Annotated in this window: 25 protein-coding genes; 11 read left to right on the forward strand and 14 right to left on the reverse strand. The window is 59.7% G+C overall.

Annotated elements, in window-relative coordinates:
* Positions 1–219: 219 nt before the first annotated feature.
* Entirely contained in the window at positions 220–2,430 is a 2,211-nt protein-coding gene (selD, locus tag QZ196_RS10240) for a selenide, water dikinase SelD (RefSeq protein WP_296426079.1), read from the forward strand.
* Between the two features lie 6 nt (positions 2,431–2,436).
* Here selD and mnmH read toward each other — a convergent pair whose 3' ends face one another.
* Genes mnmH through QZ196_RS10255 form a run of 3 tightly spaced genes read right to left on the reverse strand, consistent with a single transcriptional unit; the run spans position 2,437 to position 5,231 of the window.
* Positions 2,437–3,474 carry a tRNA 2-selenouridine(34) synthase MnmH gene (mnmH, locus tag QZ196_RS10245; RefSeq protein ID WP_296426081.1) on the reverse strand — a complete coding sequence of 346 codons (1,038 nt, stop codon included), beginning with the start codon at positions 3,472–3,474 and terminating at the stop codon, positions 2,437–2,439.
* 12 nt (positions 3,475–3,486) lie between these two features.
* Complete coding sequence (locus tag QZ196_RS10250) at positions 3,487–4,371, reverse strand: NAD(P)-dependent oxidoreductase (protein ID WP_366510966.1); 885 nt, start codon at positions 4,369–4,371, stop codon at positions 3,487–3,489.
* Positions 4,372–4,424: 53 nt separating this feature from the next.
* The gene (locus tag QZ196_RS10255; RefSeq protein ID WP_296426088.1) at positions 4,425–5,231 is read right to left on the reverse strand and encodes a TIM barrel protein; all 807 of its coding nucleotides are present in this window, start codon (positions 5,229–5,231) and stop codon (positions 4,425–4,427) included.
* Positions 5,232–5,328: 97 nt separating this feature from the next.
* Between QZ196_RS10255 and QZ196_RS10260 the strand changes: the two genes are divergently transcribed.
* Both QZ196_RS10260 and QZ196_RS10265 read left to right on the forward strand, forming a co-directional pair.
* A complete protein-coding gene (locus QZ196_RS10260; RefSeq protein ID WP_296426090.1) occupies positions 5,329–5,841 on the forward strand; it encodes a DUF1643 domain-containing protein in 513 nt (170 codons plus the stop codon).
* 46 nt (positions 5,842–5,887) lie between these two features.
* A complete protein-coding gene (locus QZ196_RS10265; protein ID WP_296426092.1) occupies positions 5,888–6,781 on the forward strand; it encodes an alpha/beta hydrolase in 894 nt (297 codons plus the stop codon).
* Positions 6,782–6,844: 63 nt separating this feature from the next.
* Here QZ196_RS10265 and QZ196_RS10270 read toward each other — a convergent pair whose 3' ends face one another.
* The gene (locus tag QZ196_RS10270; RefSeq protein ID WP_296426094.1) at positions 6,845–8,332 is read right to left on the reverse strand and encodes a calcium-binding protein; all 1,488 of its coding nucleotides are present in this window, start codon (positions 8,330–8,332) and stop codon (positions 6,845–6,847) included.
* Positions 8,333–8,725: 393 nt separating this feature from the next.
* Here QZ196_RS10270 and rpsO point away from each other — a divergent pair, with 393 nt between their 5' ends.
* The 3 genes from rpsO (at position 8,726) to QZ196_RS10285 (ending at position 12,151) form a co-directional block, all read left to right on the forward strand.
* Positions 8,726–8,995, forward strand: a complete 270-nt coding sequence (gene rpsO / locus QZ196_RS10275; RefSeq protein WP_296426096.1) for a 30S ribosomal protein S15 — start codon at positions 8,726–8,728, stop codon at positions 8,993–8,995.
* Positions 8,996–9,235: 240 nt separating this feature from the next.
* Positions 9,236–11,368 carry a polyribonucleotide nucleotidyltransferase gene (gene pnp, locus QZ196_RS10280; protein WP_296426098.1) on the forward strand — a complete coding sequence of 711 codons (2,133 nt, stop codon included), beginning with the start codon at positions 9,236–9,238 and terminating at the stop codon, positions 11,366–11,368.
* A 162-nt stretch (positions 11,369–11,530) separates the two neighbouring features.
* Positions 11,531–12,151, forward strand: a complete 621-nt coding sequence (locus QZ196_RS10285) for a L,D-transpeptidase (RefSeq protein ID WP_296426100.1) — start codon at positions 11,531–11,533, stop codon at positions 12,149–12,151.
* A 91-nt stretch (positions 12,152–12,242) separates the two neighbouring features.
* Here QZ196_RS10285 and QZ196_RS10290 read toward each other — a convergent pair whose 3' ends face one another.
* Positions 12,243–12,449, reverse strand: a complete 207-nt coding sequence (locus QZ196_RS10290; RefSeq protein ID WP_296426102.1) for a cold-shock protein — start codon at positions 12,447–12,449, stop codon at positions 12,243–12,245.
* 333 nt (positions 12,450–12,782) lie between these two features.
* Positions 12,783–13,436 carry a peroxiredoxin gene (locus QZ196_RS10295; RefSeq protein ID WP_296426105.1) on the reverse strand — a complete coding sequence of 218 codons (654 nt, stop codon included), beginning with the start codon at positions 13,434–13,436 and terminating at the stop codon, positions 12,783–12,785.
* 222 nt (positions 13,437–13,658) lie between these two features.
* Between QZ196_RS10295 and QZ196_RS10300 the strand changes: the two genes are divergently transcribed.
* On the forward strand, positions 13,659–15,092 hold the full coding sequence (locus QZ196_RS10300; RefSeq protein WP_296426107.1) for an aldehyde dehydrogenase family protein: 1,434 nt from the start codon (positions 13,659–13,661) through the stop codon (positions 15,090–15,092).
* 113 nt (positions 15,093–15,205) lie between these two features.
* A complete protein-coding gene (locus tag QZ196_RS10305; protein WP_296426109.1) occupies positions 15,206–15,964 on the forward strand; it encodes a hypothetical protein in 759 nt (252 codons plus the stop codon).
* A gap of 86 nt (positions 15,965–16,050) precedes the next feature.
* Here QZ196_RS10305 and QZ196_RS10310 read toward each other — a convergent pair whose 3' ends face one another.
* The 8 genes from QZ196_RS10310 to QZ196_RS10345 all read right to left on the reverse strand — a co-directional run bounded on the left by QZ196_RS10310 (position 16,051) and on the right by QZ196_RS10345 (position 22,512).
* Positions 16,051–16,701 carry an RluA family pseudouridine synthase gene (locus tag QZ196_RS10310; protein ID WP_296426111.1) on the reverse strand — a complete coding sequence of 217 codons (651 nt, stop codon included), beginning with the start codon at positions 16,699–16,701 and terminating at the stop codon, positions 16,051–16,053.
* Entirely contained in the window at positions 16,698–16,901 is a 204-nt protein-coding gene (locus QZ196_RS10315) for a DUF2783 domain-containing protein (protein WP_296426115.1), read from the reverse strand. Before QZ196_RS10315 ends, QZ196_RS10310 begins: the two co-directional genes overlap by 4 nt.
* Positions 16,898–18,439, reverse strand: coding sequence for an FAD-dependent oxidoreductase (locus QZ196_RS10320; RefSeq protein ID WP_296426118.1), 1,542 nt, complete (start codon positions 18,437–18,439; stop codon positions 16,898–16,900). The genes QZ196_RS10315 and QZ196_RS10320 overlap by 4 nt, the downstream gene beginning before the upstream one ends.
* The gene (locus tag QZ196_RS10325; RefSeq protein WP_296426120.1) at positions 18,429–18,710 is read right to left on the reverse strand and encodes a hypothetical protein; all 282 of its coding nucleotides are present in this window, start codon (positions 18,708–18,710) and stop codon (positions 18,429–18,431) included. Before QZ196_RS10325 ends, QZ196_RS10320 begins: the two co-directional genes overlap by 11 nt.
* Before the next feature lie 12 nt (positions 18,711–18,722).
* Positions 18,723–19,673: an MBL fold metallo-hydrolase gene (locus QZ196_RS10330; RefSeq protein WP_296426122.1), complete on the reverse strand. Its 951-nt coding sequence runs from the start codon at positions 19,671–19,673 to the stop codon at positions 18,723–18,725.
* A gap of 35 nt (positions 19,674–19,708) precedes the next feature.
* Positions 19,709–21,070, reverse strand: a complete 1,362-nt coding sequence (gene hmgA, locus QZ196_RS10335) for a homogentisate 1,2-dioxygenase (protein WP_296426124.1) — start codon at positions 21,068–21,070, stop codon at positions 19,709–19,711.
* A 140-nt stretch (positions 21,071–21,210) separates the two neighbouring features.
* Positions 21,211–21,855 (reverse strand): ChrR family anti-sigma-E factor, encoded by a 645-nt coding sequence (locus QZ196_RS10340; protein ID WP_296426125.1) that lies wholly within the window; start codon positions 21,853–21,855, stop codon positions 21,211–21,213.
* Positions 21,856–21,861: 6 nt separating this feature from the next.
* Positions 21,862–22,512, reverse strand: coding sequence for a sigma-70 family RNA polymerase sigma factor (locus QZ196_RS10345; protein WP_296426127.1), 651 nt, complete (start codon positions 22,510–22,512; stop codon positions 21,862–21,864).
* Positions 22,513–22,626: 114 nt separating this feature from the next.
* Here QZ196_RS10345 and QZ196_RS10350 point away from each other — a divergent pair, with 114 nt between their 5' ends.
* From QZ196_RS10350 to QZ196_RS10360, 3 genes are read left to right on the forward strand one after another with little or no spacing between them, the layout of a single operon-like run.
* The gene (locus tag QZ196_RS10350; protein WP_296426130.1) at positions 22,627–23,919 is read left to right on the forward strand and encodes an FAD-dependent oxidoreductase; all 1,293 of its coding nucleotides are present in this window, start codon (positions 22,627–22,629) and stop codon (positions 23,917–23,919) included.
* Positions 23,916–24,680 (forward strand): DUF1365 domain-containing protein, encoded by a 765-nt coding sequence (locus QZ196_RS10355; RefSeq protein ID WP_296426132.1) that lies wholly within the window; start codon positions 23,916–23,918, stop codon positions 24,678–24,680. The genes QZ196_RS10350 and QZ196_RS10355 overlap by 4 nt, the downstream gene beginning before the upstream one ends.
* Positions 24,677–25,933 carry an MFS transporter gene (locus QZ196_RS10360; RefSeq protein WP_296426134.1) on the forward strand — a complete coding sequence of 419 codons (1,257 nt, stop codon included), beginning with the start codon at positions 24,677–24,679 and terminating at the stop codon, positions 25,931–25,933. Before QZ196_RS10355 ends, QZ196_RS10360 begins: the two co-directional genes overlap by 4 nt.
* The last annotated feature ends 21 nt before the right edge of the window (positions 25,934–25,954 follow it).

Consider the following 25,954-nt stretch of genomic DNA (forward strand, 5'->3'; position numbering starts at 1 on the left):
CGGCGCAGATATCTTCGCCGCACTTGCCGCTGAGTCGCTCGAAAACAACTGATCCACCAGTGCGACTTCGTGGGCTGCCCCGTCACGGGGGCCCACGCCAATACCAGCCAGCCCCTTCCGGATCAAACCGGGAGGGGCTTTGCGTTGGCGGGGTCGCATAATTGTGTGGGGTTTCGATACGATGGACTGTTGACCCTTGGGCTGTGCCGTTTACTCACGATGAAAGACTTTTCTCCCAAACGCCGGATCGCCATGAACGCGCCAGATGCTGCCCCCCTCGTCAAGGAACTGGTGCTTGTAGGCGGCGGACATACACACGCGCTTGTTTTACGAAAATGGGGGATGCGGCCGGTTCCCGGCGCACGGCTGACCCTGATCAACCCCGGTCCCGTCGCGCCCTATTCCGGGATGCTGCCGGGTTTCATCGCGGGGCATTATAGCCGCGATGCGCTTGAAATCGACCTTGTGCGTCTTGCCCGCTTTGCCGGTGCGCGTCTGATCCTCGACCATGCAACGGCCGTCGATCCGGCCGCAGGGCTGGTTCATCTGGCCGGACGCGGTTCCGTTGCCTACGACCTGCTTTCTGTCGATATCGGCGTCACATCCGACATGGCCCAGCTTCCGGGTTTTGCAGACCACGCGGTCGCGGCCAAACCGCTGGCCGGGCTGGCCGACCGCTGGGACAGCTTTTGCCAACAGGCTGGACCTGCGAAAGTGGCCATCATAGGCGGCGGCGTTGCCGGCGCCGAGATTGCGATGGCTGTTGCTCACCGACTGGCCACGCTTGGCCGCCCGGCACATATTTCGGTCATCGACAGGGGGAAGGTGCTGTCTGGCGCAACACCGTCCGCCCGTCGCAAGTTGTTGGCGGCCATGGATGCCTTGGGCATAAGCCGGGTTCAGGGGGCCGCCCCTGTCGCGGTGCTGCCTGACGCGGTGGAACTGGAAGGTGGGCGGATGGTGCCCGCAGATCTGACGATCGGTGCCGCCGGTGCCGTTCCGCAGGCTTGGCTGGCGGACAGCGGTCTGCCGTGCGTCGATGGCTATCTTGCGGTCGATGCGCAACTGCGATCGCTTGGCGATCCTCGGATCTATGCCGCCGGGGATTGTGCCCACCTGACGCACGCACCGCGCCCCAAGGCCGGAGTTTTTGCGGTGCGCGCCGCGCCCGTTCTGGCATGGAACCTTCGCGCTGATCTGGTGGGCCTGCAACGCCGCAGTTTTCATCCACAGCGTGATTTCCTGAAACTGGTGTCTCTTGGTGGCAAGGTGGCGCTGGCGGAAAAACTGGGTGTGGCGGTGACAGGCGCTGGCTTGTGGGGGTGGAAAGACCGGATTGACCGCGACTTCATGGATCAGTTCGGCCACTTGCCGGTGATGTCCACACCGCCTGCGCCCAAGGGCGCGGCGCGGGGGGTTGCGGCGGAACTGGCGGGCCCCGCACCGTGCGGCGGCTGCGGTGCCAAGCTGGGCCAAGGCGCATTGAGCGATGCCTTGGCGCGGTTGCCCGACAGCCAGCGGGATGATGTGATGACGGGGCCGGGCGATGACGCGGCGGTGATCCGCGTTGGCGGCGCGCTGCAGGTGCTGACGACAGACCACCTGCGCGCCTTCGCCCTTGACCCTGCCTTGGTCGCACGTGTGACTGCAACCCATGCACTGGGCGACATTTGGGCCATGGGGGCCACGCCGCAGACCGTCATGGCAAACGTTGTCCTGCCACGCATGGCTGCACGTCTGCAAAGTGGATGGCTGACCGAGATCATGGATGCGGCAGCGGAGGTCTTTGGCACCCAAGGGGCACAGATCGTCGGTGGCCATTCCAGCATGGGGGCCGAACTGACAGTTGGCTTTTCGATCACGGGGCTTCTGGACGGGCAGGCCCTGACGATTGCGGGCGCGCAGCCGGGCGATGCCTTGATCTTGACCCGTGGAATCGGCACCGGCGTCATTCTGGCCGCCGAGATGCGGGGTCAGGCCGATGGCCGTGATGTGGCAAATGCTTGGGCGCAAATGCAAACACCCCAAGGCGATGCTGCGCAGGTCTTGCGCTCCAAAGCGCGCGCCATGACCGATGTGACCGGGTTTGGCCTTGCCGGACATGTGTCGGCGATTTGCAGGGCATCGGGCGTCGGTGCCCAATTGCATCTGGCGGACATCCCGGTTCTGCCCGGTGCGGCATCTCTTGCGGCGCGGGGCATCCGCTCGACACTGTTCGCGCAGAATCAGGCCAGCCTGGCGAACAACATCACGATCATATCCAAGCCTTCGGCCGATCTGGTGTTTGATCCGCAAACCGCCGGTGGATTGCTTGCGGCGGTTCCGGCGGATGACGCGGACAGGCTTGTCGCGGCGCTGCAGGAACTGGGTCACCCAGCGGCGGTCATTGGCAAGGTGCTTGCCGGGCCACCACGGATTACCCTCGTCTAGGTACCCTCAGGTTGCCAGCCTCAGGTTGATATCCGCCGCCAGCCGATTCAGCGCGGCATCGTCCAGCGCGTCGGTCGTCAGCGTTGCCAAAACCTCACCGCCCTGCGCCTTTCGGGCGCGGGCATAGGCCGGGTCATAATGTTGCTGCACCAATGCTTGGGCCAGTTCCACCATTTGCCCCTGATGCATCAAAGCCAGCCATTGGTTGACCGTCGCATGCCCCGCCAGACCGCGCAGCCCATCAAGGCGTCGCGCAAGGGCTATGGGATCGGCTGACATGTCGGCATAGGCGTGTGCCAGATAGGCCGCCCGGGCGCATACCGGCGCATCAATGACCATCCGGGGCGAATCCTGCATGGCCGCCCAAAGTGCCGGGGGCAGACGCAACCGGCCAATCCTGCTTGATTCCGCCTCGACCAGAACCGGCAGGCGGGGATCACACCGGTTTATCTCGATCAACAAGGCTGATTCGAACCCCTTCTGGCTGGGCTGTGGCCCCTCCACGTCCCCAAGGATCGACCCGCGATGCCGGGCCAACCCCTCAAGATCGATAACCTGCACACCGTGTGCGGCGGCCTTGGACAGCAGCGCGGTTTTCGCCGTGCCCGTATACCCGTCCAACCGCACGATCCGCAGGCCCAGCGGCTGATCATAGAGCCGCGCCGAAACCATCCGTCGATAGGTCTGATATCCGCCTGATATCAGCTCCGCCCGCCAGCCGATCTGCTGCAGGATACTGGCGAAACTGCCCGAGCGCTGACCGCCACGCCAGCAATAGACCAACGGTTGCCATCCGCCGCCATGCTGCATTAGCCGGTCTTCGATATGGGCCGCAGCATTGCGTGCAACCAACGCGGCGCCGATCTTGCGCGCGGCGAAGGGGCTTTCTTGCTTGTAAATCGTGCCGACGCGGGCGCGCTCTTCATTGGACAAGACAGGTAGATTGATCGCACCGGGCACGTGATCCTCGGCGTATTCCGCCGGGGTCCGCACGTCGATGATGGTATCAAACCGCCGGAGCGATGCCAGATCGGTCAGGGTCATTGCCAAGGGGCGCTACATATCCTCGCCATGCATGCGGCGGAACCGCTGGATCAGGCTGGATGTATCCCAGCGCCCGCCACCCATTTGCTGTACCTCGGCGTAGAACTGATCGACCAGCGCGGTCACCGGCAGGCTTACACCCATAGCGTCGGCCTGCGTCAGGGCGATGTCCAAGTCCTTGCGCATCCAGTCCACGGCGAACCCATGGGTGAAATGATTATCAACCATCGTGCTGGCACGGTTGGCCAACTGCCAAGAACCGCCCGCCCCCTGACTGACCAGATTTGCAACCTTCTTGGGGTCCAGTCCCGCCTTCATCGCGAAATAAAGGCCTTCGGAAATGGCTTGTACCGCGCCGACGATGCATACCTGATTGACCATCTTGGTAAGCTGCCCTGCGCCCACATCCCCGAAATGAACCGTCGCCTTCGAATAGGCATCGACAATTGGCTCGGCAGCGGAAAAATGCACCGCATCGCCGCCACACATGATGGCAAGCTGGCCGTTTTCCGCCCCTGCCTGTCCTCCCGACACCGGCGCGTCGACCCATCCGATACCCTTTTCAGCAGCCTGTGCCGCCAGTTCGCGTGTCACGATTGCCGAAACTGTCGTGTGATCTACAAAGATCGCACCTTTGGCCATGCCGGCCAATGCGCCGTCGTCACCCAACACGACCGAACGCAGGTCATCGTCGTTGCCGACACAGGCCATAACGAAATCTGCGCCTAAGGCAGCTTCGCGCGGGGTGGCTGCGTGAGTTTGTCCATTTTCCTTGGCCCACGCTGCGGCCTTGCTGGCGGTGCGGTTGTAAACAGTGACCTGATGACCAGCCTTCACCAGATGTGCGGCCATTGGGTAGCCCATGACCCCAAGCCCGAGGAATGCAAGTTTTGCCATTGTCGTTCTCCTGCAAAATAGTGTGCATAATGCTTTGCTTTGCACATGCTCTATCAGTCCAAAGGTAAGTGGGCCAGTGGCGGCAATCCGCCGTTTCCCAACCACGGCGCGGCCCACCCCAGCCCCAACTTCTCGCGATACTCGCACCCCACCCACCCGACGTAACCCATGGCGTCGAGGGACGGCAGCAGTGTACCGAACGCGATCTCTCCGGTCCCCGGTTCATGCCGACCCGGATGATCTGCCAACTGGATATGCCCGATGTCTGGAAGCAGCGCGGTAATCCGGTCAGCCCCCGCAGTTTCCATGATGTGCATGTGGTAGATATCGAATTGCAGTTTTAGATTGGGCGCGCCGACGCGTGCCATGATCCGGAGCGCTTGATCTGAGCTACTCAGCAGATAACCCGGCATGTCGATAAAGGTATTCAATGGCTCGATCAGGATGGTGATGTCTTTGGCCAAGGCACAGGCGTGGCGGAGGTTTCCCACCAAGGTGTCTTCGGCCACGGAAAGGGGGACATCGTCGGGCAAGAGACCCGCCATGACGTGAACGCGTGGGCACCGTGTTGTTCTCGCATAATCCAGTGCCGCGGCGATGCTGTCGCGCGCCGCACGCTCTTGACCGGGCAAGGCCGCAAGACCGCGTTGCCCCGCCGCCCAGTCACCGGCTGGCGCATTGATCAAGACCAGCTCAAGATTGTCGTCAGCCAACGCCTCGGCCATCTGCGCCGCAGACAGGTCCGAATAGGGGAACAGGACCTCGATCCCACGAAATCCTGCCGTCGCCGCACGCGTCATGCGCTCCCTCAGCGAAAGATCCTGAAACAGCATCGACAGGTTGGCGGCAAAGCGGGGCATATGTCGTGCGTCGCAAATTCCGTCGCATCCGGCAAGCCCTGCGGTGCGACAGGGGGTATCCCTTCACCTTGCCGTGCGATGCGGTCATAACCGTCACATGATTACGCGGACCCACACCAAGGGCGACGCCGCAAGTGTTGCGGTCTATTCCCCCTGCGAACGCTATCGCTATTCCCTCACGCGGGTCTGGGCGCCTGAGGGCAAGCGCGCGCTCTTCATCATGTTGAACCCGTCAACCGCGACCGAGGTTCAGAACGATCCTACCGTCGAACGATGCGAGCGGCGCGCCCGTGCGCTGGGTTTCGGGGCTTTCCGTGTTCTCAACATCTTTGCATGGCGCGATACCGATCCCAAGCACATGCGCGCCGCCGCGGATCCGATCGGCCCGGCTAACGATGCCGCGATCATCACAAGTTTGTCTTGGGCGGATCAGGTGGTGTGTGCTTGGGGCACGCATGGTGCACATCTGAACCGCGGCCCACAGGTTGCGGCGATGCTACGCGCGGCTGACGTGCCGCTTTACCATCTTGGTCTGTCGAAAGGCGGCCATCCCAAACATCCACTTTACATAGGATATGCCGTGCGGCCCGGCCCATGGTTGCCCGATTGACGGCGTCGTGTTGCCGCGTCACCGTCTTCACAAACAGGGGAACAGCATGTCAGATATTCAGGGTTTCACCCAATCCATGATTGCCACCAACGGCACGCGCCTGTCGGTGCATCAGGCAGGCGAGGGGCCGCCGCTCGTCCTCCTTCATGGTTACCCGCAGAACCACAATACGTGGGGCAAGATCGCGCCTCGTCTGGCAGAGAATTTCCGCGTCATCATCCCTGATTTGCGAGGCTATGGCGAAAGCGACATCCCCGAAAATACCCCTGACAACCGGCCTTATTCGAAACGCGAGATGGCGTTGGACATCGTGGGCCTGCTGGATGCGCTGGGCCACGACACTGCCCATGTGCTCGGCCACGACCGAGGTGCGCGTGTCGCTTATCGTTTCGCGCTCGATCATCCTGCCCGCCTTGACAGGCTCGGCATCATCGAGATTGTTCCGACAGGGGATTTCTGGGCGTCTTGGGACGCCGATCTTGCGCTCAAGGCCTATCATTGGACCTTCCTTGCCCAACCCGGGCCGCTGCCCGAACGCATGATTTCCGCTGATGGGCCGGGATACATGGATTGGACACTCGCCGCGTGGACCCATGTGGGCGATCTGTCCCCCTTTACGGATGCGGGCCTTGCCAGTTATCGGAGACAGGCCGCCGATCCCAACCGGATCGCGGCCATGTGCAATGATTATCGTGCCGGGGCAACCTTGGACCGGGTGCTTGATCTGGCCGATCGGGCGGCGGGCGCGCAAATCGCCGCCCCGACCCTGTTTATCTGGGCCAAAGGCGGGTTTCCCGCCCGCACTGGCAAACCACTTGCGTTATGGCAGGCCTGGGCCACCAACTTGACTGGGGTTGAGATTACTCAGACCGGCCACTTCGCAATGGAGGAGGTCCCCGACGCGGTACTGCAGGCAGTGCTGCCGCACTTCATCACTTGAACCGGACGGAATGGCGCGGGTGTTCGCAGTTTTTGCTTGCCGAAAACGCGCGCCCTTGCGCCATTACGCAGGTTCCATCTCGACCTCTCGGATCATGATGTTGGCCGGGTCCAGCCCCTGCGCCCCGGCAACGTTCAGGATGACCTGACCATTCAGCAAGATGTGCGCGCCCGTGCCGTCGGCAAAGTCTTGCACGGTTATCACCGGGTCCGGCGTCAACTGTGGGTCGATCATCACCTCGATCCGGTCGTCATCCGGATGAAAATCCAACACTTCCGACGCCGCAGCGCCGGTCGCGATGTAGCTGCCGCCGATAAAGGTATCCGCACCCGCCCCACCAATCACCGTGTCATTTGCACCCGCAATGATCGTGTCGTCGCCGTCACCGCCAGACAGCAGATCACCGGCATCTTCATCTATCGGGCCAAATGCGCCCGACCTCCCCGAGAATGTACCGTCAAGACGATCATGTCCTGCCCCGCCCTCCAGCGTGTCGGCCCCAAAACCGCCTTGTAGGAAGTCGTTGCCATCCTCTCCGATCAGCAGATCGTCGTCGGCATTGCCAAACAACATGTCATTGCCCGCCCCGCCGGTAACCGAATCATTGCCGTCACCGCCGGACAGGAAATCATCGTCCGCACCGCCATGCAGGCTGTCGTCGCCTTCATCGCCATACATCTCGTCCGAACCCTGCTGGCCTGACAGCGTATCATCGCCTTCGTTGCCGAAGATTGCGTCATTGCCGCTGCCGCCATCGATCAGGTCATTGCCGATACCGCCGGTGATAGCGTCTTCGCCTTCGTCCCCAAAGATACTGTCGACGCCGGTCCGCCCCCGCAGCATGTCGTCGCCGGTGCCGCCATTCAGCAGATCGTCGCCTGCGTAGCCATCCAGAGTGTCGTTGCCGTCACCACCATCCAGCGTGTCTTGGCCATCGGTCCCGATCAGGCTGTCGGCGCCGTCAGTTGGCGTCAGGGGGTCCAGCATAACAACCTCGATCATTTCGGGAGTCAGTCCATCGATATTGTCCAGAAAAGTAACCGGTAACCCATTGGCAAGTACGAAGGTGCTGCCCGGTTCGCTTTCCATATCCAGCGTGATCTCGGGCAGGTCTGCCTCGGTGCCATCGAACTCCAGGATCAATCGGTCGGTCGCGATCAGGAAATCAGTGACGCAAGGAAGTGTCTCCCCGTCTTCCAACTCGGCGGTGGCGGTTACCACGAATGTGTCCGCGCCATCGCCTCCGCTGGCCATGTCGCTGCCGCCAAGGTGCATCCAGTCATCGCCCGCGCCGCCATCCAGCGTATCGGCGCCGGCGCCGCCGTTAAGCGTGTCGTCCCCCGCCCCTCCAATCAGTAGGTCGTCGTCATCGCTGCTGGACAAAAAGTCATTCAGAGAAAGCTCGCTGACTTGCCCCGGCGTGTCATCGTCTGCCGCGTTACCTTCATCATCGGTTGTGTCATCGCCATCGTCCGACCTTGAGTCAGCCATCATGCTTTCGGCCAGAAAGCCCATTAACAGCAGTGTCAGCAATCCGCTTGCAGCAAGCATGGCACGCATCCTTCGGCGATGAAAAGAAATCAGACCGAGACGTTTCGAGGCACTCTGGAGCCGCGAACTCGTCCTCGTCCTTCTGACGATGCCCCTGCCCCGAACACGGTCCGTGGCGGAAAAGCGCGTGGCGACCTTGCGGCCTGAACCTTACCAGAATCCCTACCGGCTCACGCCTGAATACCGCCATTTTGGCGAAAACGCCGTGGATTAATGCATATTGGTTAATGCGCCCGCCCCGCGTAAAACCGTGCTTCCCTTTTCATGGCAACCGACGTATACGCCCCCATCCTTCCACGTATTTCGTGCGCGGTGGGACATCTCCACGGGCCCTGCTGGACGACATCCCGGCTTGCGCCATACTTTTTCATCAATCTCGCAAAGGAGACCCCGATGTCGATTACTGCCGAAGAAAAAAGCCGCTTGATGACGGAATACGCAACCAAGGAGGGCGACACCGGTTCGCCCGAAGTTCAGGTTGCTATCCTCACTAGCCGCATCTCTACCCTGACCGAGCACTTCAAGTCCCATAAGAAAGACAACCACTCCCGTCGTGGTCTCTTGATGATGGTGGCACAGCGCCGGAAGCTTCTCGATTATCTCAAGGCCAAGGACGAAGGCCGCTACCAGTCATTGATCAAGCGCCTCGGCATTCGCCGCTAAGCGCACCAAACCTTGAAGTCTTGCAAGCCGCGTCCCTTCCGGGGCGCGGTTTTGTGTTTAGCGAGGTTCGCATTCGCCGGTTTTCAAAACCGGCGAATGCGTATATGACGCGCGTTATCTGAGACGTGACGCTTTGACCCCGGCGTTCGCACGAAGGAACAGGGGTCGGCGGCAATGGGGCCGCTATCATCACGGGAGACCCGGCAGGGGCCGGGAGCGCTCCCAGACAGGAAACGATAGATGTTTAACGAAGTTAAGAAATCCATCCAGTGGGGCGAAGAAACGCTGACTCTGGAAACCGGCAAGATTGCCCGTCAGGCCGATGGCTCGGTCATCGCGACGTTGGGCGAAACCTCGGTTATGGCAAACGTCACATTTGCCAAGAAACCAAAGCCCGGGCAGGACTTTTTCCCCCTGACCGTGCATTATCAAGAAAAATACTATGCGGCTGGCAAGGTGCCCGGAGGCTTCTTCAAGCGTGAGGCGCGTCCGACGGAAAAAGAGACGCTGACCGCGCGTCTGATCGACCGCCCCATTCGCCCGCTGTTCGTGTCTGGCTTCAAGAACGAAGTCCTCGTCATGTGCACCGTGCTGTCGCATGATCTGGTGAATGATCCCGATATCGTTGCGATGATTGCCGCGTCCGCTGCGCTGACGATCTCGGGCGCGCCCTTCATGGGGCCGATCGCCGGGTGCCGCGTGGGTTACGAGGGTGGCGAATACATCCTGAACCCCACCGTCGACGATATGAAGCTGCTGCGGATGAACCCCGATCAGCGCCTTGATCTGGTCGTTGCCGGCACCAAAGACGCCGTCATGATGGTCGAATCCGAGGCCTACGAACTGACCGAGGAAGAGATGCTGGGCGCCGTTACCTTCGCGCACCAGCAAATCCAGCCGGTTATCGACCTGATCATCGATCTGGCCGAAGTTGCCGCAAAAGAGCCGTTTGATTTCCAACCTGCCGATTACTCGGATCTCTATGCCGCTGCGAAAGCCGCCGGTGAGGACAAGATCCGCGCGGCCTACGCAATCACCGACAAGCAAGAGCGCACAGGTGCAGTTGCAAAAGCCAAGGCCGATATCCTTGCCGCACTGAGCGAAGAGCAGCAGGGCGACGAAAACCTTGGCTCCGCCCTGAAAAAGCTGGAAGCCTCGGTGTTGCGCGGTGACGTCGTGAAGACAGGTAAGCGTATCGATGGCCGCGCGCTGGATACGGTTCGCCCCATTGTCTGCGAAACCGGGCTTCTGCCCCGGACGCACGGTTCGGCGTTGTTCACCCGTGGGGAAACCCAAGGTCTTGTCGTGACCACGCTTGGCACCGGCGATGATGAACAGATGATCGATGCGCTGGAAGGGACCTACAAGTCGAACTTCCTGCTGCACTACAACTTCCCTCCGTATTCGGTGGGCGAAGCGGGTCGTGTGGGCCCTCCGGGACGTCGTGAAATCGGCCACGGGAAACTGGCATGGCGCGCGCTTCAGGCCGTCCTGCCCGCTCCAACCGATTTCCCGTACACCTTGCGGCTTGTGTCCGAGATCACGGAATCCAACGGGTCCTCTTCCATGGCGTCCGTTTGCGGCGGCTCCCTGTCCATGATGGACGCGGGTGTGCCGTTGAAATCGGCAGTTGCCGGTGTTGCGATGGGTCTCATCCTTGAAGAAGACGGCTCATATGCCGTTCTGACTGACATTCTGGGTGACGAAGATCATCTGGGTGACATGGACTTCAAGGTTGCCGGCACCGAAATGGGCATCACCTCGCTGCAGATGGATATCAAGATCGCCGGGATCACTCCCGAGATCATGGAGAAGGCTCTGGCGCAGGCCAAGGCGGGTCGTCTGCACATTCTTGGCGAGATGAACAAGGCACTGTCCGGCGCGGGCGACTTCTCTGCTCATGCACCCCGGATCGAAACCATGCAGATCCCAACCGACAAGATCCGTGAAGTGATCGGTTCTGGCGGCAAGGTCATCCGTGAAATCGTGGAAGTGTCCGGTGCCAAGGTCGACATCAATGACGATGGCATAATCAAGATCGCTTCGGCCAATGCCGATGCCATCCAAAAGGCCTATGACATGATCTATTCGATCGTGGCCGAGCCCGAGGAAGGCAAGATTTACAAAGGCACCGTGGTCAAGATCGTGGATTTCGGCGCTTTCGTGAATTTCTTTGGCAAGCGCGATGGGCTGGTGCACGTCTCCCAGATTGAGAATCGCCGCTTGAATCACCCCTCCGATGTGCTCAAGGAAGGGCAAGATGTGTGGGTGAAACTGCTTGGGTTTGATGATCGCGGTAAGGTTCGCCTTGCAATGAAGATGGTCGATCAGACCACTGGTCAAGAGCTGGAGAAAGAGGAAGCAGACGAGTAATCGACTGACATCTCTGTGAAAAAAATGAAACCCCGGCGCATGCGCCGGGGTTTCATGATTGTAACCTAACTCAAAAGTGACCTGCTGGCACTTGTCCACAGGCCAACTTTCAATGCATGACAACTGCTGACTGATATTTGCTGCCAAACCCGAGGACGATCAATGCTGACTCGCCGCCATTTCATCATAACGTCGACAGCCCTGTTTTCTGGGCCAATCATGGCCCCCGCCTTTGCGCAGGACGCGGTTGGAATCGAATTTGACGACACGATCGAGCGTGCCGAACCAAATGGCAACAACCCGTGGGGCCTGCACCCGCGCTTCATGCCCACGCGCGTCTCCCACAATCGCGGATTGACGCCGGGCGATGTGCACGTGGACCCGACTGCGCGCTATCTCTATCACATTGGAACGGACGGCACTGCGATGCGTTACGGCGTGGCCGTGGGCCGGTTGGGGCTTTATCAGCCCGGCACGTTTACCATTCGCCGCAAGGTGGATTGGCCATCTTGGACGCCGACCGCCAACATGATCGCACGTGAGCCCGAAGTTTACGCGCAATACGCCGATGGTGTCCCCGGCGGCCCGGAAAATCCGCTCGGCGCCCGCGCGCTCTATCTCTATCTTGGTGGCAATGACACCTACCTGCGCATCCACGGGACGCCGCAGCCATGGTCAATCGGCACCTCTGCCAGTTCCGGCTGTGTGCGCCTTGTGAACGAGCACATCATCCGGCTGGCTGAAGATGTGGAGTTGGGATCGACAGCCGTTCTGCATTCCTGAACGTCGATTGCGGAAAACGCAAAAAAGGCGCGCCGTTTCCGGTGCGCCTTTCTTTTATCTCAAACCGTATCCCCAGTAATGGGGGCGGGCATTACACCAGAACGATGTTTGCCGCGCTCTCACGACCATCACGGCCGGATTCGGTATCGTAGCTTACCTTCTGGTCATCTGCCAGGCCGGTCAGGCCAGCGCGCTCAACGGCGGAAATGTGAACAAACACATCCTTGCCGCCAGTGTCGGGTGCGATAAAGCCGAAGCCTTTAGTGGTGTTAAACCATTTGACGGTGCCAGTAGCCATCGTCGTTCTCCTTAAGTTTGCTGCCCGCGGAATGCGGCAGGTCGGCTAAGTCATTGTAAGATCGAAAGACTGAGCCGAAAGGAGCAGTATCGCCGATATATGTAACGTCGCATGGGTCACATGGGCTTTTTGGCGGAAAATAGCAAGCAAATTACAGCATATTTCTTTGAACGGCAGCCCTGCATCAACGTCGGCGCGGGTGATTTTCACTGCATGGTCATGAGTTTAAGGGGTTTATTCCGCACTTTCCGTGCTTTTAAGTGCAGGAATGGCCACAAACAGAAAACGGCCCCGAATCGCCGGGGCCGCACGTTTTTGTTCGAATCGCGTGGCCTAGCCCGGCAGCTTTGCCATCCGCAGATAGGGAAGCTTGGTGTCGATGCTGCCGTATTTGGCAATTGCATCCGCGTCGGACACGGACATAGGCACCACCACATCCTGACCGGGCACCCAGTTCGCGGGGGTGGAGATGTTTTCCTTTGCCGATGTCTGCAGCGCATCCAGTGCCCGCAGCACCTCGGCAAAGTTTCGGCCGACATTCATCGGATAGGTCATCGAAAGCTTTAGCTTCTTGTCGGGGCTGATGATGAAGACGACCCGCACCGTTTCACTGTCTGCCGGGGTGCGACCATCGGGCAAATAGGCGTCGGCGGGCAACATGTCCAAGGCTTTGGACAGCTTTAGCCCGTCATCGGCCACGATGGGAAAGCCCGCCTTCGCGCCGCCGACGGCTTCGATGTCGACCTTCCACTTCTTGTGCTCATCAACGCCATCCACGCTGATACCCAGCACTTTAGTTCCGCGTTTTTTCCACTCGTCCGCCAATTGGGCGACCGCACTGAATTCCGTGGTGCAGACCGGTGTGAAATCCTTGGGGTGGCTGAACAAGATGGCCCAGCTGTCGCCAATCCAGTCATGCAGGGCAAAGCTGCCTTGATCTGTCTCAACCGTTAGGTTCGGAATCGTGTCATTGATACGCAGTGCCATCGGGGTCTCCTGGTTTCGATTGCTAAACTGGCAGTGATATATGCGCTCGCTGCCGCATCCGCACGGGTGGACGTCAAATCCTGCGAAAAAAGGGAGCAGCATTCCACTGGACTGTCGGGCATCGAACACCTGTTCTGCCGGTTTGCGATAATGCAGGCGGTCCCTCTTGCGCCGCCCCTGTGCCAATGCAACGATCCGGCTGAAAAAAAGGAAAGACTGTCCATGAAAAATGCTCGCAATTTCTATATCAATGGCCAGTGGGTCGCGCCGGTAACGGCCAATGATTTCCCGGTCATCGACCCTTCGAACGAAGAGGTCTGCGAAACCATTTCGCTTGGCTCCGCGGACGATGCCGATGCTGCCGTTGCTGCCGCTCGCGCGGCATTTGATGGCTGGTCGAACACACCCGTGGCAGACCGTATCTCCGCCCTACAGCGCGTGCGCGATATCTACGAAGCGCGGGCCGAGGACATGGCCCGCGCCATCAGCCTTGAAATGGGTGCACCTATCGACCTTGCCCGCCAACAGCAGGTGAGCGCGGGCACGTGGCATATTGACGGCTTTCTTGATGCCGCCAAATCCTTTGAATGGGATCACCCGCTTGGCGCTCATGCCCCGGGCGAGAGGATCTTTCACGAAGCAATCGGAGTCTGCGCCCTGATCACGCCATGGAACTGGCCGATGAACCAAATCGTGCTGAAATGCGCCCCCGCGCTTTTGGCCGGTTGCACCATGGTTCTGAAACCCTCCGAGATTGCGCCGCTCTCGGGGATCCTCTTTGCCGAGATCGTGGATGCTGCTGGCATACCTGCCGGTGTCTTCAACATGGTGAACGGTGATGGCCCCGGTGTTGGGTCCACCCTGTCGGCGCACCCCGATGTGGATATGGTCTCCTTTACCGGGTCCACGCGTGCTGGCCGCCTGATCTCCATTGCGGCTGCAGACACCATCAAGCGGGTCAGCTTGGAACTGGGTGGAAAGGGCGCGAATATCATCTTTGCCGACGCCGCCGCGAATGCCGTGAAATCGGGAACAATTCGTTGTTTCCGCAATACTGGCCAGTCGTGCAATGCCCCGACGCGGATGATGGTCGAACGGTCCCGCTACGAAGAAGCCGTGGAAATTGCCGCCGCCACTGCCGCCGCCACCACCGTCGGCCCCGCCCATGAGGAAGGCCGCCATATCGGCCCGGCTGTGTCCGAGGTGCAGTTCAACAAGATTCAGGCTTTGATCCAGACGGGCATTGATGAAGGTGCGCGTTTGGTCGCCGGGGGCACCGGTCGGCCCGGTAACCTGAATCGGGGTTACTATATCCGCCCCACGGTCTTTGCCGATGTCACCCCCGACATGACGATCTACCACGAGGAGATCTTTGGCCCTGTGCTGTCGATAATCCCGTTCGAAGACGAGGCGCACGCTATCCAGATGGCGAACGATACGCCCTATGGCCTGACCAACTACATCCAGACCACTGACAAGGGCAAACTGCGCCGCGTCGCGCGGGCCGTGCGTTCGGGGATGGTCGAAGGCAATGGCGTGGGCTTTGGCAAGGGCTCTCCCTTTGGCGGGTTCAAGCAGTCGGGTAACGGGCGGGAAGGCGGTGCTTTTGGCCTCCATGAATTCCTTGAGGTAAAGACGGTTTCTGACTGGGACTAACCTCATCAGGCTGGGAAAATCATGGCAATTGCGCCATTTCCTCTTGGCAGATCAATCCGGGCCACTACTTCAAAGCGGCACCAAACCCGCGTGCGTGGCCCGGAATTCTGTCAATGACAGCAGATGACACAACCGTTCTGATCATCGGCAGCGGCCCAAACGCGATTCGGGCAACTGCATGGGACCGAGCGCATTTCACCCACATCGTTGCCATCAACAACGCATGGCGCGTCCGTCCCGATTGGGACATCTGTATCTTTCCGGAGGATTTTCCCGCCGATCGCCACCCGACCGTGGTCCAGCCGGGCCAATCGCTGGTCGAGGCTGATCAGTACGTTCCCATTCAAAACCAGTTTGGCGGGTTCGTCTATGCAGGCGGCACCATGGCATTCACTGCCGGGTATTGGGCGCTGGCAGCGCTTCGCCCGGCGGTGATGGCGTTTGTCGGATGCGATATGGTCTATCCGGCAAGGGGCAACACTCATTTCTACGGGACTGGCACCGCTGACCCGCTGCGCGATGATCTCACGCTTCAAAGCCTCGAGGCGAAATCGGCGCGCCTTGCGTTGCTGGCGGCCGAACGGGGGTGCGCCTGTGTGAACCTGTCGCAAGATAACAGCCGCCTGTTGTTCCCGCGCACGAGTGTCACCGGCCTTGCAGCGATCAAGCCCGTCGCGCCCGATCCTACCGCCCTTGCCGCCGCCCAGACCGCCGAGGCAACGCTTGGTTACATGGTTCCATCGGGTCGCTATTGGGACGAGGTCGACCGTTTCGACCCCGCCGCCCTGCGCGCGGTGGATGACCTTTGGTTGGCGGCGCATTCGGCGTCACGACCTGCCGCCGTTCCAATGCCGCGCCGCGCGGCCCGCTGATTACCGGCCTTTGCCGGCCGCGCAGTTTACATGGTGCGGGCGTATGCATCATTTTCATACCGCATGCATACCAAAGTCATACGCCGTCAGAATGGCACCTTGGCCCGGAAACTCATGCTTTCGCCCCCGTCTGGATGACGCAGTTTCAGGCTTTCGGCATGCAGCATCAGGCGGGGAAAATCGCGTGCTTCACCGGTCGCGTAAAACGGATCACCCAAAATCGGGTGGCCAATCTCGCGCATGTGCACCCGCAACTGATGCGATCGCCCAGTTTTCGGGTAAAGCCTTATGCGCGTTGTGTTTCCATCGCGCCTTATGATCCGCCAATCGGTTTGCGCGGGCTTTCCCGTTTCGTGGTTCACATGCTGCAACGGGCGGTTCGGCCAGTCCACGATCAGCGGCAGGTCAACCGTTCCCGTGTCTTCGCGCACATGTCCCCAAACCCTTGCGACATAGGTCTTTTTCATCTGCCGCTTTTCAAACTGCAGCCCCAGATGACGCTGCGCATGCGCCGTTCGCGCGAACACCATCACCCCCGACGTATCCATGTCCAACCGGTGTACCAAAAGTACCTCGGGGAAGGCCGCCTGCAGGCGTGCAATCAGGCAATCGGCAAGGTGTTCGCCCTTTCCCGGAACGCTTAGCAAACCATTGGGTTTGTTCACCAAAATAAGCTCATGATCCTCATGAACGATGTTCAGCGGCGTATCTGGTGGGCAATAATTCAGCGTGATCATGGCGGTGTGTCGAACCCCTGTCGTGCCAGCGTCAGGGCCTCTTTCAAGGTGTTCGGATCGCCAACATGGTTTGCAAGGATCAGGACCAATTGGGCGTTCAGCGCATGGCTTTGCGCATCCGACAGGCCGTTGTGTGCTGCCAGCAGCTCCGCGTAGAATTCATCGGCCTGTGCAATATTTGGTGACGTGATCAGGGTCATTGGCGGGCCGCTGACAATGCTGTCTCGATCATGCCCGCGTCCGCATCCACCCAACGGGCTGCGATGACCTGATCGGGCCGGATCAGATAGATCGCGCGGTCTGCGGTGCCCAGATAACGCGCCCGCAACATCTGGGTTGGGTCAAATTTGATCACATCAATTCCCGAGACCTCTGGCGTGTCACTCCCAAGACAAAGCAGCACAAACCGCCGCCCCAGTTCATCCATCAACCAGCCATTGCCAACCGGGGCATCTTGGGCCACCGCACCGGGGCGGGTCATCTCGGGCAGGCGTGAATCATCGGGTGCTTGGGTCGGATATACACAGGGCTTTGACAGACGTCCGGAATTGATCATGGGGCGGGCGAAATCAGCCTTGCTTGCCAGTGCAAGCACCTGATTGCGAAACAGGCGTTCCACCCCATCCGCAGGGGTCATGAACCGCGTTGCCCGGGTTGAATTGCGAATGTTCTCATCCGCGCCAAACGTGCGTTCCCGATCATAGCTATCCAAAAGACCGGGCTGTGCGGTTCCATCCAGAACGGCGGTAAGCTTCCATCCCAAGTTATCGACATCCTGCAACCCGCCATTGCCGCCGCGCGCACCAAAAGGGCTGACGACATGCGCGCTATCACCCACGAATATCACGCGGTCATGAACAAACCGCGCCAGCCGCCGACATTGAAACGAATAGACGCTGACCCAGTCGAGCCTGAAGTCAGAATGCCCTACGACCTTTTCAATCCGCGGCACCACTACCTCGGGCTGGCGTTCAGCCTCGGGGTCAGCATCCCAGCCCAGTTGCAGGTCGATCCGATAGATATTGTCGGGCTGTTTGTGAAAAAGCGCGGATTGGCCGGAATGAAACTCAGGTTCAAACCAGAACCGCCGCTCGCTTGGGAAGTCGCCCTGCATTTCAATGTCGGCGATCAGGAAACGCTCCTCGAACAACTCCCCATCGAACTCCAGTCCCAGCATCTGACGAAGGGGCGATTTTGCGCCGTCACAGGCCAGAAGGTATTCGGATTCAAGGGTATATGCCCCATCCGGCGTCTCGATCTCCACCGTTGTGAACCCGTTCTGGGTTACAGCTGTAACCCGATTCATGAACCGCAGGTCGACCAGCGGGTTGGCTTGACATGCCTCCACCAGAAACTGCTCGACATAGTATTGCTGCAGGTTCACGAAAGCAGGCATCTTGTGCCCATCCTCGGGCAGCAAATCAAAGCAGAACACTTCTGCGGCGCGATGAAATGTGCGCCCCACCTGCCAAGTCACGCCCTTGTCGGTTATGCGAGCCCCCACGCCCAGTCGATCCAGAATCTCCAAGCTGCGTTTCGACCAGCAGATTGCACGAGAGCCAACGGACACCACGTTGTTATCGTCCAGCACAACCGACGACACACCGTGCTGTGCCAATTCAAGTGCCATGGCCAAACCGATCGGTCCGGCCCCCACGATCACGACCCTTTGGCGCGGTTCCGGTTCTGTCAAACCCGCCGGTGCGGTATAGGGGAACGGCGCGTAGTCATATGGCATCGGGCACCCCTCGGGCAGCCAAGACCTGCATCGCAATCATCGCGAACATGACGAACGTCAGGAAGAAAAGGGCTCGCCGATCTGTCCGATCCTGAGGCGAAGTCAGCCATTGCCGCAGGCCCGTCAGAAACCAGAAGGGGCCCGGAAACATGACCCCCGTTTCATCCACCACCCGACGACGGATGGTGAACAACATGCGAAACATCATGAAGCTCCACGCCAGAAATACGAGCGTCATCAGCACCAGTCGAATAATTTCGCCACCTGCCATGTCGTGGTTCCTCTAATCCTGCAAAGCCGCCCACATTTCCTTGTCGCGGGCTGCGGTCCAGATCCGTGGTGTGTCCAGCCCACGCGCCTCATCATAGGCCCGCGCGACGTTGAATGGCAGGCAGTGTTCGTAGATTGCGTAGTCCCGGAACTTGGGGTCGCAGGCGGCACGCACGGCCACCCATGCATCTTTCAGGCTGCCGCCCCGAGCTGCGACCTTTGCCGCAGGCCGATATGTGCTGTCAACGAAATCACGCGTGCTTTCAATGGCGGCTTTCACCATATCGCGACCAACCAACGCGTCACCACGCCCCGGCGCAATAGCCTGCGGGTCGAAGCTGGCAATATTATCCAGCGTCTGGCCCCACTCTGTCAGATGGCCATCGCCACAGTAGCAGGCTGAATGATATTCCACGATATCGCCGGTAAACATGACCTCGGCATCGGGCACCCAGACCACAGCATCGCCCGCGGTATGTGCCCGCCCCAAGTGCATGATGTCGACGCGGCGGCTGCCAAGATAGACGGTCATCGCATCGCTGAAGGTGGTGGTCGGCCACGTCAGACCGGGGATTTCGTCATGCCCTTCGAACAGACGGGGAAAGCGGTCGAATTCGCTGTCCCAATCCTCTTGCCCGCGTTCTACGACCATGCTGCGCGCAGTATCGGACATGATGATTTCAGGCGTGCCATAGGCTGACGCACCCAAGACGCGGACGGCGTGATAATGGGTCAACACAAGATGGCTGATGGGCTTGTCAGTGACGCCGCGGATGCACGCGATTACCTTGCGCGCCAAGCGTGGGGTCGCCTGTGCCTCGATGACCATCACACTGTCATCGCCGATGATGACACCGGAATTCGGATCTCCCTCTGCCGTGAATGCCCACAAACCATCTCCGATTTCGATGAAGCTGGTCTGTTTTTCGATCATGTCACCTGCGCTTGCGAAGCCTGCTTGCAATGGCTGTTCCTTCCGATTGTTGTTTTCGGCGGGTTTTACTTCTTACCCGGCGTGCCGTCGAACTTCTTTTCCAGCGAAGTCCAGCAGTCGATGTAATCATCCTGAAGCGGGGCCTCGGTGGCGGCGAAGCGGGTCAAGTGCTGCGGAAAACGGGTTTCGAACATGAAAGACATGGTATTGTCCAGCTTGTGCGGGTTCAGGGTGGCGTTTGATGCGCCTTCAAAGGCATCGCGGTCAGGGCCGTGTGGCAGCATCATATTGTGCAGGCTCATGCCGCCCGGAACGAAGCCTTTCGGCTTGGCATCGTACTGGCCATAAATGTTGCCCATCAACTCGGACATGATGTTCTTGTGATACCATGGCGGGCGAAACGTGTTTTCGGCCACCATCCAGCGTTCGCGAAACAGCACGAAGTCGATGTTGGCCGTCCCTTCCACGCCAGAGGGTGCAGTCAGGACGGTAAAGATCGACGGGTCTGGATGATCGAAAAGAACCGCACCGACGGGACAATAGGTGGTCAGATCGTATTTCACGGGCGCGTAATTACCGTGCCAAGCGACCACATCCAGCGGCGAATGCCCGATCTGGGTTTCGTGAAATTGGCCGCACCATTTGATCGACAGGGTCGACAGGGTCTCCCGGTCTTCGAACGCGGCGACGGGTGTCTTGAAATCACGTCTGTTGGCCATGCAGTTTGCGCCGATCGGGCCACGTCCGGGCAGGTCGAATTTCTGGCCATAGTTCTCGCAGACAAAGCCGCGCGCGGGCCCTTCCAGTATTTCAACCCGGTAGACAAGACCGCGCGGGATGATGGCAATTTCTCGTGGCGCAATGTCGATCACCCCCAGCTCGGTACAAAAGCGCAGATGACCTTCCTGCGGGACGACCAGAAGTTCGCTATCGGCCGAATAGAAATAGGCATTCTCCATGCTTTTGGTGACCAGATAGATGTGGCTGGCCATGCCAACCTGTGTGTTCACGTCGCCCGCCGTCGTCATCGTGCGCATTCCTGTCAACCAAGTCAGCGGCGCGTCGCTGTGCGGGATCGGGTCCCAACGGTATTGGCCCAACGACATGACGTCGTCCACAACATGCGGCGCGGACTTCCAGTAGGGCAGGTCGATCCGTGCATAACGGCCAGAGTGCTTGACCGAGGGGCGGATACGATAGCACCAGGTGCGTTCGTTCTGATGGCTGGGTGCGGTAAATGCGGTGCCCGACAGTTGTTCGCCATAAAGGCCATAGTTGCATTTCTGCGGGCTGTTCATGCCCTGCGGCAAAGCGCCCGGCAGGGCTTCCGTCTCGAAGTCATTTCCAAAGCCCGGCATATAGCCCGCGTGGGGTCCAGACCCCGTGCCGTCCGAGGTCAGATCATGGGGCGCGCTCTGCCTGTTCATCGGGATCTCCGTCGCGTTGATACTATACCAAAGGCTATCATTGCATTTGCAACGAGATCAAGCCAAGCGCGCCGCAGTCAAACGAAAAGCGCCCACCAGCATGAGGCTGGCGGGCGCACAAATTACCGAGATGACGAAGTTCAGATGCCCAGAAAAGGCTGGGCAATGCGTGGCAAGAGGCCGCTGAATTTCAGCGGCGCGTCTGTCGCAATCAGGCAGATGCAATCCTGCCCCGCTTCGGCGACGGGCGTGTGTTTCATATCCTGATCGGCAATCTCGATATCGCCGCGGGCAAAGCGATCGGACTCGTCACGATAAGCCCCCTGCAGAACCAAGGTCATTTCAGTTCCGCGGTGGCTGTGCTGCGGCATCGCCTGACCTGCGGGAATATAAAGCAAACGGGCACTGGCATCCTTGTCTGAATGCAAGATGCACTGCTTGGTGCCCATACCGAGGCTGCGCCACTTGATGTCGTCTGGATCACCACCGGCCATCGAATACAGCGGACCCGGAAAGATGCCACGGCCGCGATTATGACTGGGCTCACGCATGGGCATTCCCTGAATGCGTGCCAAAGTCTTTTCCAAGCTATTGCTGTCCAGATCCGCCTCTCCGGCGTCATCCAGAACGGCGCCGCCGATCGCTTCGTAACTTGACAAGCGCGCGCGCGCTTCGTCGCTTAGGGAGACGTGGGTAGCGACCACAAGGTCAAATGCACGTGGCAAAATGCCAGCCGCATAGCCCATCAGCAAGTCGTCTGTGATATGGTGTCTGATCGTCGTCATCGTGCCTCAGGTCATTGCGTGTCGTAACCGGTCGAGTGCTAACCTAATCCGCGACTTGATCGTGCCAAGGGGCAGACCGGTCTCGGCGGCGATTTCACTGTGGGTCAAATCGCCGAAATAGGCGCGCTCAATCAAGTTGCGCTGTTTCTCGGGTAGGGTCCGGATGGCCTCGGCCAGGCGTGTGCTGTCTTGTTGCAGCGCAATTGCATCAGCCTGATCCGGCGCGGCCTCGGGCCCCCATGGAAGGTCTTCAGGTTCGGGGCGCGCATATTTGCGCAATAGGTCGATCTTGCGATTGCGTGCAATCGTGAAGACCCATGTCGCCACGGACGCCCGCGACGGGTCATACAAATGTGATTTGCGCCAAAGCGTCGCCATCACGTCCTGCATGCATTCTTCCGCAAGGCTCTGGTCTGCCCCTGACTTTATCAAGAACGCCTTCACCCGCGGCGCGAAATGCCGAAAAAGTTCGGCAAACGCCTTTTGGTCCTGATCGCGCGCAATGGCAGCCACACGGGCAACCCATTGCGCTTCTTTTTGGTCATGTGCTGTCACGGCCTGTCCACGCTTTGCTTCCCGCAACAGTCCTGACTTTGCCAGATGAACATCTGCCAGGACCCCGGTTGTTTTGATCGCATGGTCGTTCACCAACATCATAGACATGATACGGGATAATCCCTAGAGCGGATCAAACAATTTTCTTTGATCTATGCCACGGCACGGCGCGTATCCCTGTCAACGCAAGAATCGTTGATGACCAGGGAGCATTCAGTGCCATTCGAAACTTCTGCCGTTACACCGAAACGTATCGCCGTCATTGGCGGTGGAATATCGGGGATGGGTGCCGCGTACCATCTGGCGCTGGATCACGCAGTGACCTTGTTCGAGGCGGAGCCCCGCCTTGGCGGCCATGCGCGGACAATCGTTGCGGGCAGGAACGGTGATCAGCCGGTCGATACCGGCTTCATCGTGTTCAACTACGCCAATTACCCCAATCTGACCAAGCTTTTCGATGATTTGGACGTGCCGGTCGCCAAAAGTGACATGAGCTTTGCGGCCTCTATCAACGGGGGTGCGATGGAATATGGGTTGCGTAGCGTCGGCGCACTGTTTGCGCAGCAATCCAATCTGGTGAAGCCGGGTTTTCTGCGAATGATCCGGGACTTGATCCGCTTCAACACTCAGGCGGAAAAGGTGGCAACCGACAGTTCCATCACCTTGGGCCAACTGATGGATCAGATGGGCATGGGCCAGTGGTTCCGCGACTACTATATCCTGCCGATTTCGGGTGCCATCTGGTCGACCCCGAAAGAGGAGATCATGGATTTCCCCGCGCAGGCGTTGGTCCGGTTTTTTCGCAACCACGCTTTGCTTAGTGCGACTGGGCAGCACCAGTGGTGGACCGTTCAGGGTGGTTCCGTTGAATACGTGAAACGGCTGGAGCGCGCGATGCGTGGGCGTGGCGTGGAAATCAACCTTGCGGCCCCGGTCCAAGCCGTGCGCCGCGTTCGCGGAGGGGTCGAGGTCGTCCGCGGGGGTCATCCTGATCTGTTTGACGAGGTAGTCTTTGCGACCCACTCCGACCAATCCCTCGCTCTATTGGCAGATCCGACACCGTTGGAAGCGGCTGCCCTTGGCGCGATCCGATATCAGGAAAACACTGCCGTCTTGCACGCCGATAGCCGTGCCATGCCTCAGCGGCGCAAAACGTGGTCCAGTTGGAATTACACCGAACGGCCCGGACACACTGGGGGACCGATCGACCTGACGTATTGGATGAATTGCCTGCAACCCATACCCGAAAGCGATCCCCTTTTCGTGACACTGAACAGCCGCGGGCCGATCGACGACAAGCTGATTTTTGATACGGCAAGTTTCGCCCATCCTGTCTATGATCTTGCAGCACTTGCCGCACAGGGGACGATCCGTGATATCAATGGCTCCAATGCAACATGGTACTGCGGGGCATGGATGAAAAACGGCTTCCATGAAGATGGCTATGCGAGCGCTCTTGATGTCGTGGCGGCGATTGCGCAACGTGACAATGCCGTTGTGGCAGCGTGAATGACGGTGTCGATCATATCGCCGGTGAAACCTTTCACGGGCGGCGCGGCGATGTTGAAAATGCCTTCAAATACAGCATCGACTACGTACTCATTGATGCCGAAGCCCCGGTTGTAACCCCGCGCCTTTTCGGTCGGAATCGCGCCAATCTGACCTCGCTTTGGGACAGTGACCATGGCGGGCCGCCCAAGGCAGGGCGCGGCGCGCCGTGGGCACGAGAGGTTCTGGCGGCGCACGGACTGTCAGAAGTTACATCAGGAAAGCTGGAATTGCTGGCACAGCCACGTATGCTGGGGCATGTATTCAACCCAGTCAGTTTCTGGCTGGCCCATGACGTGGATGACAAGCTGCGCGCCGTGATTGCGGAAGTGTCGAATACCTTTGGCGACAGACATTCCTACCTTTGCATCCATGCGGACCATCGGCCCATCGACCGGGCTGACACCTTGACGGCCACCAAAGTCTTTCACGTGTCGCCCTTTCAACCCATCGAAGGTGGATACACCTTTCGGTTCGACATTCGGCCGGATCGAATCGGTATCTGGATCGATTATTCCACTGGTTCCGAGGGCCTGATGGCCACGCTTACCGGGCGGCGTGTGCCGCTGACAAATGGCGCGATTCTGCGTGCTGCGATCCGCCGTCCCCTTGGCGCGCGACGGGTCTTGGGCCTGATCCATTGGCAGGCAATCAAGTTGTGGTGGAAAGGCGCGAAGTATCGTGCGCGCCCCATGCCACCCTCTGACGAGGTGTCGCGGTGAGGCAATCACCCCGGCTTCACGGCTATGCGGTCTTTGCGGCCATGCTGGCGGCGGCTGGATTGCCGATCTATATCCACGCGCCAAAGTTCTACGTTGATGAATACGGCATCGGACTGACTGCGTTGGCGGGCATTCTGTTCGCGCTTCGCCTGTTCGACGTGGTGCAGGATCCGGTGTTGGGCTGGCTGGCGCAGATCACGCGTGCGTGGCGGGGCCTGGCGGTTGGCATCGGTGTCTTGGTTCTGGCCCTCTCGATGGTCGGCTTGTTCGCCGTTGTGCCACCGATTGCACCGCTGTGGTGGTTCGCCCTCACCCTGACGGGCCTTTTTTCCAGCTTCTCATTCCTGACGATCTGTTTCTACGCGGAGGGCGTCCAGACTGCGGCGCACTTGGGCGACAAAGGTTATCTGCGTCTGGCATCATGGCGCGAAACCGGCGCGCTTCTGGGGGTCTGTGTGGCATCTGTTGCGCCGACCGCCCTGATCGTTATCGGCGCGCCGTTCGCGGCATTCGCCGTGGGCTTTGTTGGGGTCTGCTTGCTGGCCCTTGCACTGATGCGCGGTGAATGGGGCCATGGTGGCGAACTGGGCGGCATGGGGTTTCGGGTGGTTCTGGCCGATCCCATCGCGCGGCGGTTGCTGTTGATTGCTCTGTTGAATTCAATTCCTGTCGCCGTTTCGTCCACCCTGTTCCTGTTTTACGTCGAAAGCGTTCTCGGCGCACCGGGGTGGGAGGGGCCTTTGCTGTTGCTGTTCTTCCTCGCGGCGGCGGTCTCTGCGCCTGTCTGGTCGCGCGTTGCCAGCAGGATTGGAACCCGGCAGGCCCTGTTGTTCGCTATGGCGCTGGCCATCCTTGCCTTTGGCATGGTGCTGTTTCTGGGGCCCGGCGATACGCTTGCCTTTGCGCTGATCTGCCTTGCCTCAGGTGCCGCGCTTGGTGCGGACCTGACGCTGTTGCCGGCAGCGTTCGCGCGGCGAATGGAAACCGTTGCCCCTGATGCGGGCGCGGCGTTCGGGTTGTGGGCGTTTGTCTCGAAACTCTCGCTTGCGTTCGCAGCCGTCGCCTTGCTTCCGGCGTTGGAAGGTGCGGGGTTTGTCCCCGGGGGAGAGAATGACCAAGACGCATTGCGGCTCTTGACGCTTTTGTATGCGGTCGTGCCTTGCGCGCTAAAGTTGCTGGCGATTGCGCTATTGGCCGCAACGCCACTGGCGGACGACGCGGGCGGGCCTCTGCGGTCGCAGGTGGAGAGATAAAGCTATTTTACGAGAATGATG

The organism is Yoonia sp. (assembly GCF_017854565.1).
In the GTDB taxonomy this organism is placed as follows: domain Bacteria; phylum Pseudomonadota; class Alphaproteobacteria; order Rhodobacterales; family Rhodobacteraceae; genus Yoonia.

What these genes read in the sequence shown, in the direction of transcription:
- selD (WP_296426079.1), top strand. Translation starts at nt 220, where the DNA reads ATGAAAGACTTTTCTCCCAAACGCCGGATCGCCATGAACGCGCCAGAT.
- mnmH (WP_296426081.1), bottom strand. Translation starts at nt 3,474, where the DNA reads ATGACCCTGACCGATCTGGCATCGCTCCGGCGGTTTGATACCATCATC.
- QZ196_RS10250 (WP_366510966.1), bottom strand. Translation starts at nt 4,371, where the DNA reads ATGGCAAAACTTGCATTCCTCGGGCTTGGGGTCATGGGCTACCCAATG.
- QZ196_RS10255 (WP_296426088.1), bottom strand. Translation starts at nt 5,231, where the DNA reads ATGCCCCGCTTTGCCGCCAACCTGTCGATGCTGTTTCAGGATCTTTCG.
- QZ196_RS10260 (WP_296426090.1), top strand. Translation starts at nt 5,329, where the DNA reads ATGATTACGCGGACCCACACCAAGGGCGACGCCGCAAGTGTTGCGGTC.
- QZ196_RS10265 (WP_296426092.1), top strand. Translation starts at nt 5,888, where the DNA reads ATGTCAGATATTCAGGGTTTCACCCAATCCATGATTGCCACCAACGGC.
- QZ196_RS10270 (WP_296426094.1), bottom strand. Translation starts at nt 8,332, where the DNA reads ATGCTTGCTGCAAGCGGATTGCTGACACTGCTGTTAATGGGCTTTCTG.
- rpsO (WP_296426096.1), top strand. Translation starts at nt 8,726, where the DNA reads ATGTCGATTACTGCCGAAGAAAAAAGCCGCTTGATGACGGAATACGCA.
- pnp (WP_296426098.1), top strand. Translation starts at nt 9,236, where the DNA reads ATGTTTAACGAAGTTAAGAAATCCATCCAGTGGGGCGAAGAAACGCTG.
- QZ196_RS10285 (WP_296426100.1), top strand. Translation starts at nt 11,531, where the DNA reads ATGCTGACTCGCCGCCATTTCATCATAACGTCGACAGCCCTGTTTTCT.
- QZ196_RS10290 (WP_296426102.1), bottom strand. Translation starts at nt 12,449, where the DNA reads ATGGCTACTGGCACCGTCAAATGGTTTAACACCACTAAAGGCTTCGGC.
- QZ196_RS10295 (WP_296426105.1), bottom strand. Translation starts at nt 13,436, where the DNA reads ATGGCACTGCGTATCAATGACACGATTCCGAACCTAACGGTTGAGACA.
- QZ196_RS10300 (WP_296426107.1), top strand. Translation starts at nt 13,659, where the DNA reads ATGAAAAATGCTCGCAATTTCTATATCAATGGCCAGTGGGTCGCGCCG.
- QZ196_RS10305 (WP_296426109.1), top strand. Translation starts at nt 15,206, where the DNA reads ATGACAGCAGATGACACAACCGTTCTGATCATCGGCAGCGGCCCAAAC.
- QZ196_RS10310 (WP_296426111.1), bottom strand. Translation starts at nt 16,701, where the DNA reads ATGATCACGCTGAATTATTGCCCACCAGATACGCCGCTGAACATCGTT.
- QZ196_RS10315 (WP_296426115.1), bottom strand. Translation starts at nt 16,901, where the DNA reads ATGACCCTGATCACGTCACCAAATATTGCACAGGCCGATGAATTCTAC.
- QZ196_RS10320 (WP_296426118.1), bottom strand. Translation starts at nt 18,439, where the DNA reads ATGCCATATGACTACGCGCCGTTCCCCTATACCGCACCGGCGGGTTTG.
- QZ196_RS10325 (WP_296426120.1), bottom strand. Translation starts at nt 18,710, where the DNA reads ATGGCAGGTGGCGAAATTATTCGACTGGTGCTGATGACGCTCGTATTT.
- hmgA (WP_296426124.1), bottom strand. Translation starts at nt 21,070, where the DNA reads ATGAACAGGCAGAGCGCGCCCCATGATCTGACCTCGGACGGCACGGGG.
- QZ196_RS10340 (WP_296426125.1), bottom strand. Translation starts at nt 21,855, where the DNA reads ATGACGACGATCAGACACCATATCACAGACGACTTGCTGATGGGCTAT.
- QZ196_RS10345 (WP_296426127.1), bottom strand. Translation starts at nt 22,512, where the DNA reads ATGATGTTGGTGAACGACCATGCGATCAAAACAACCGGGGTCCTGGCA.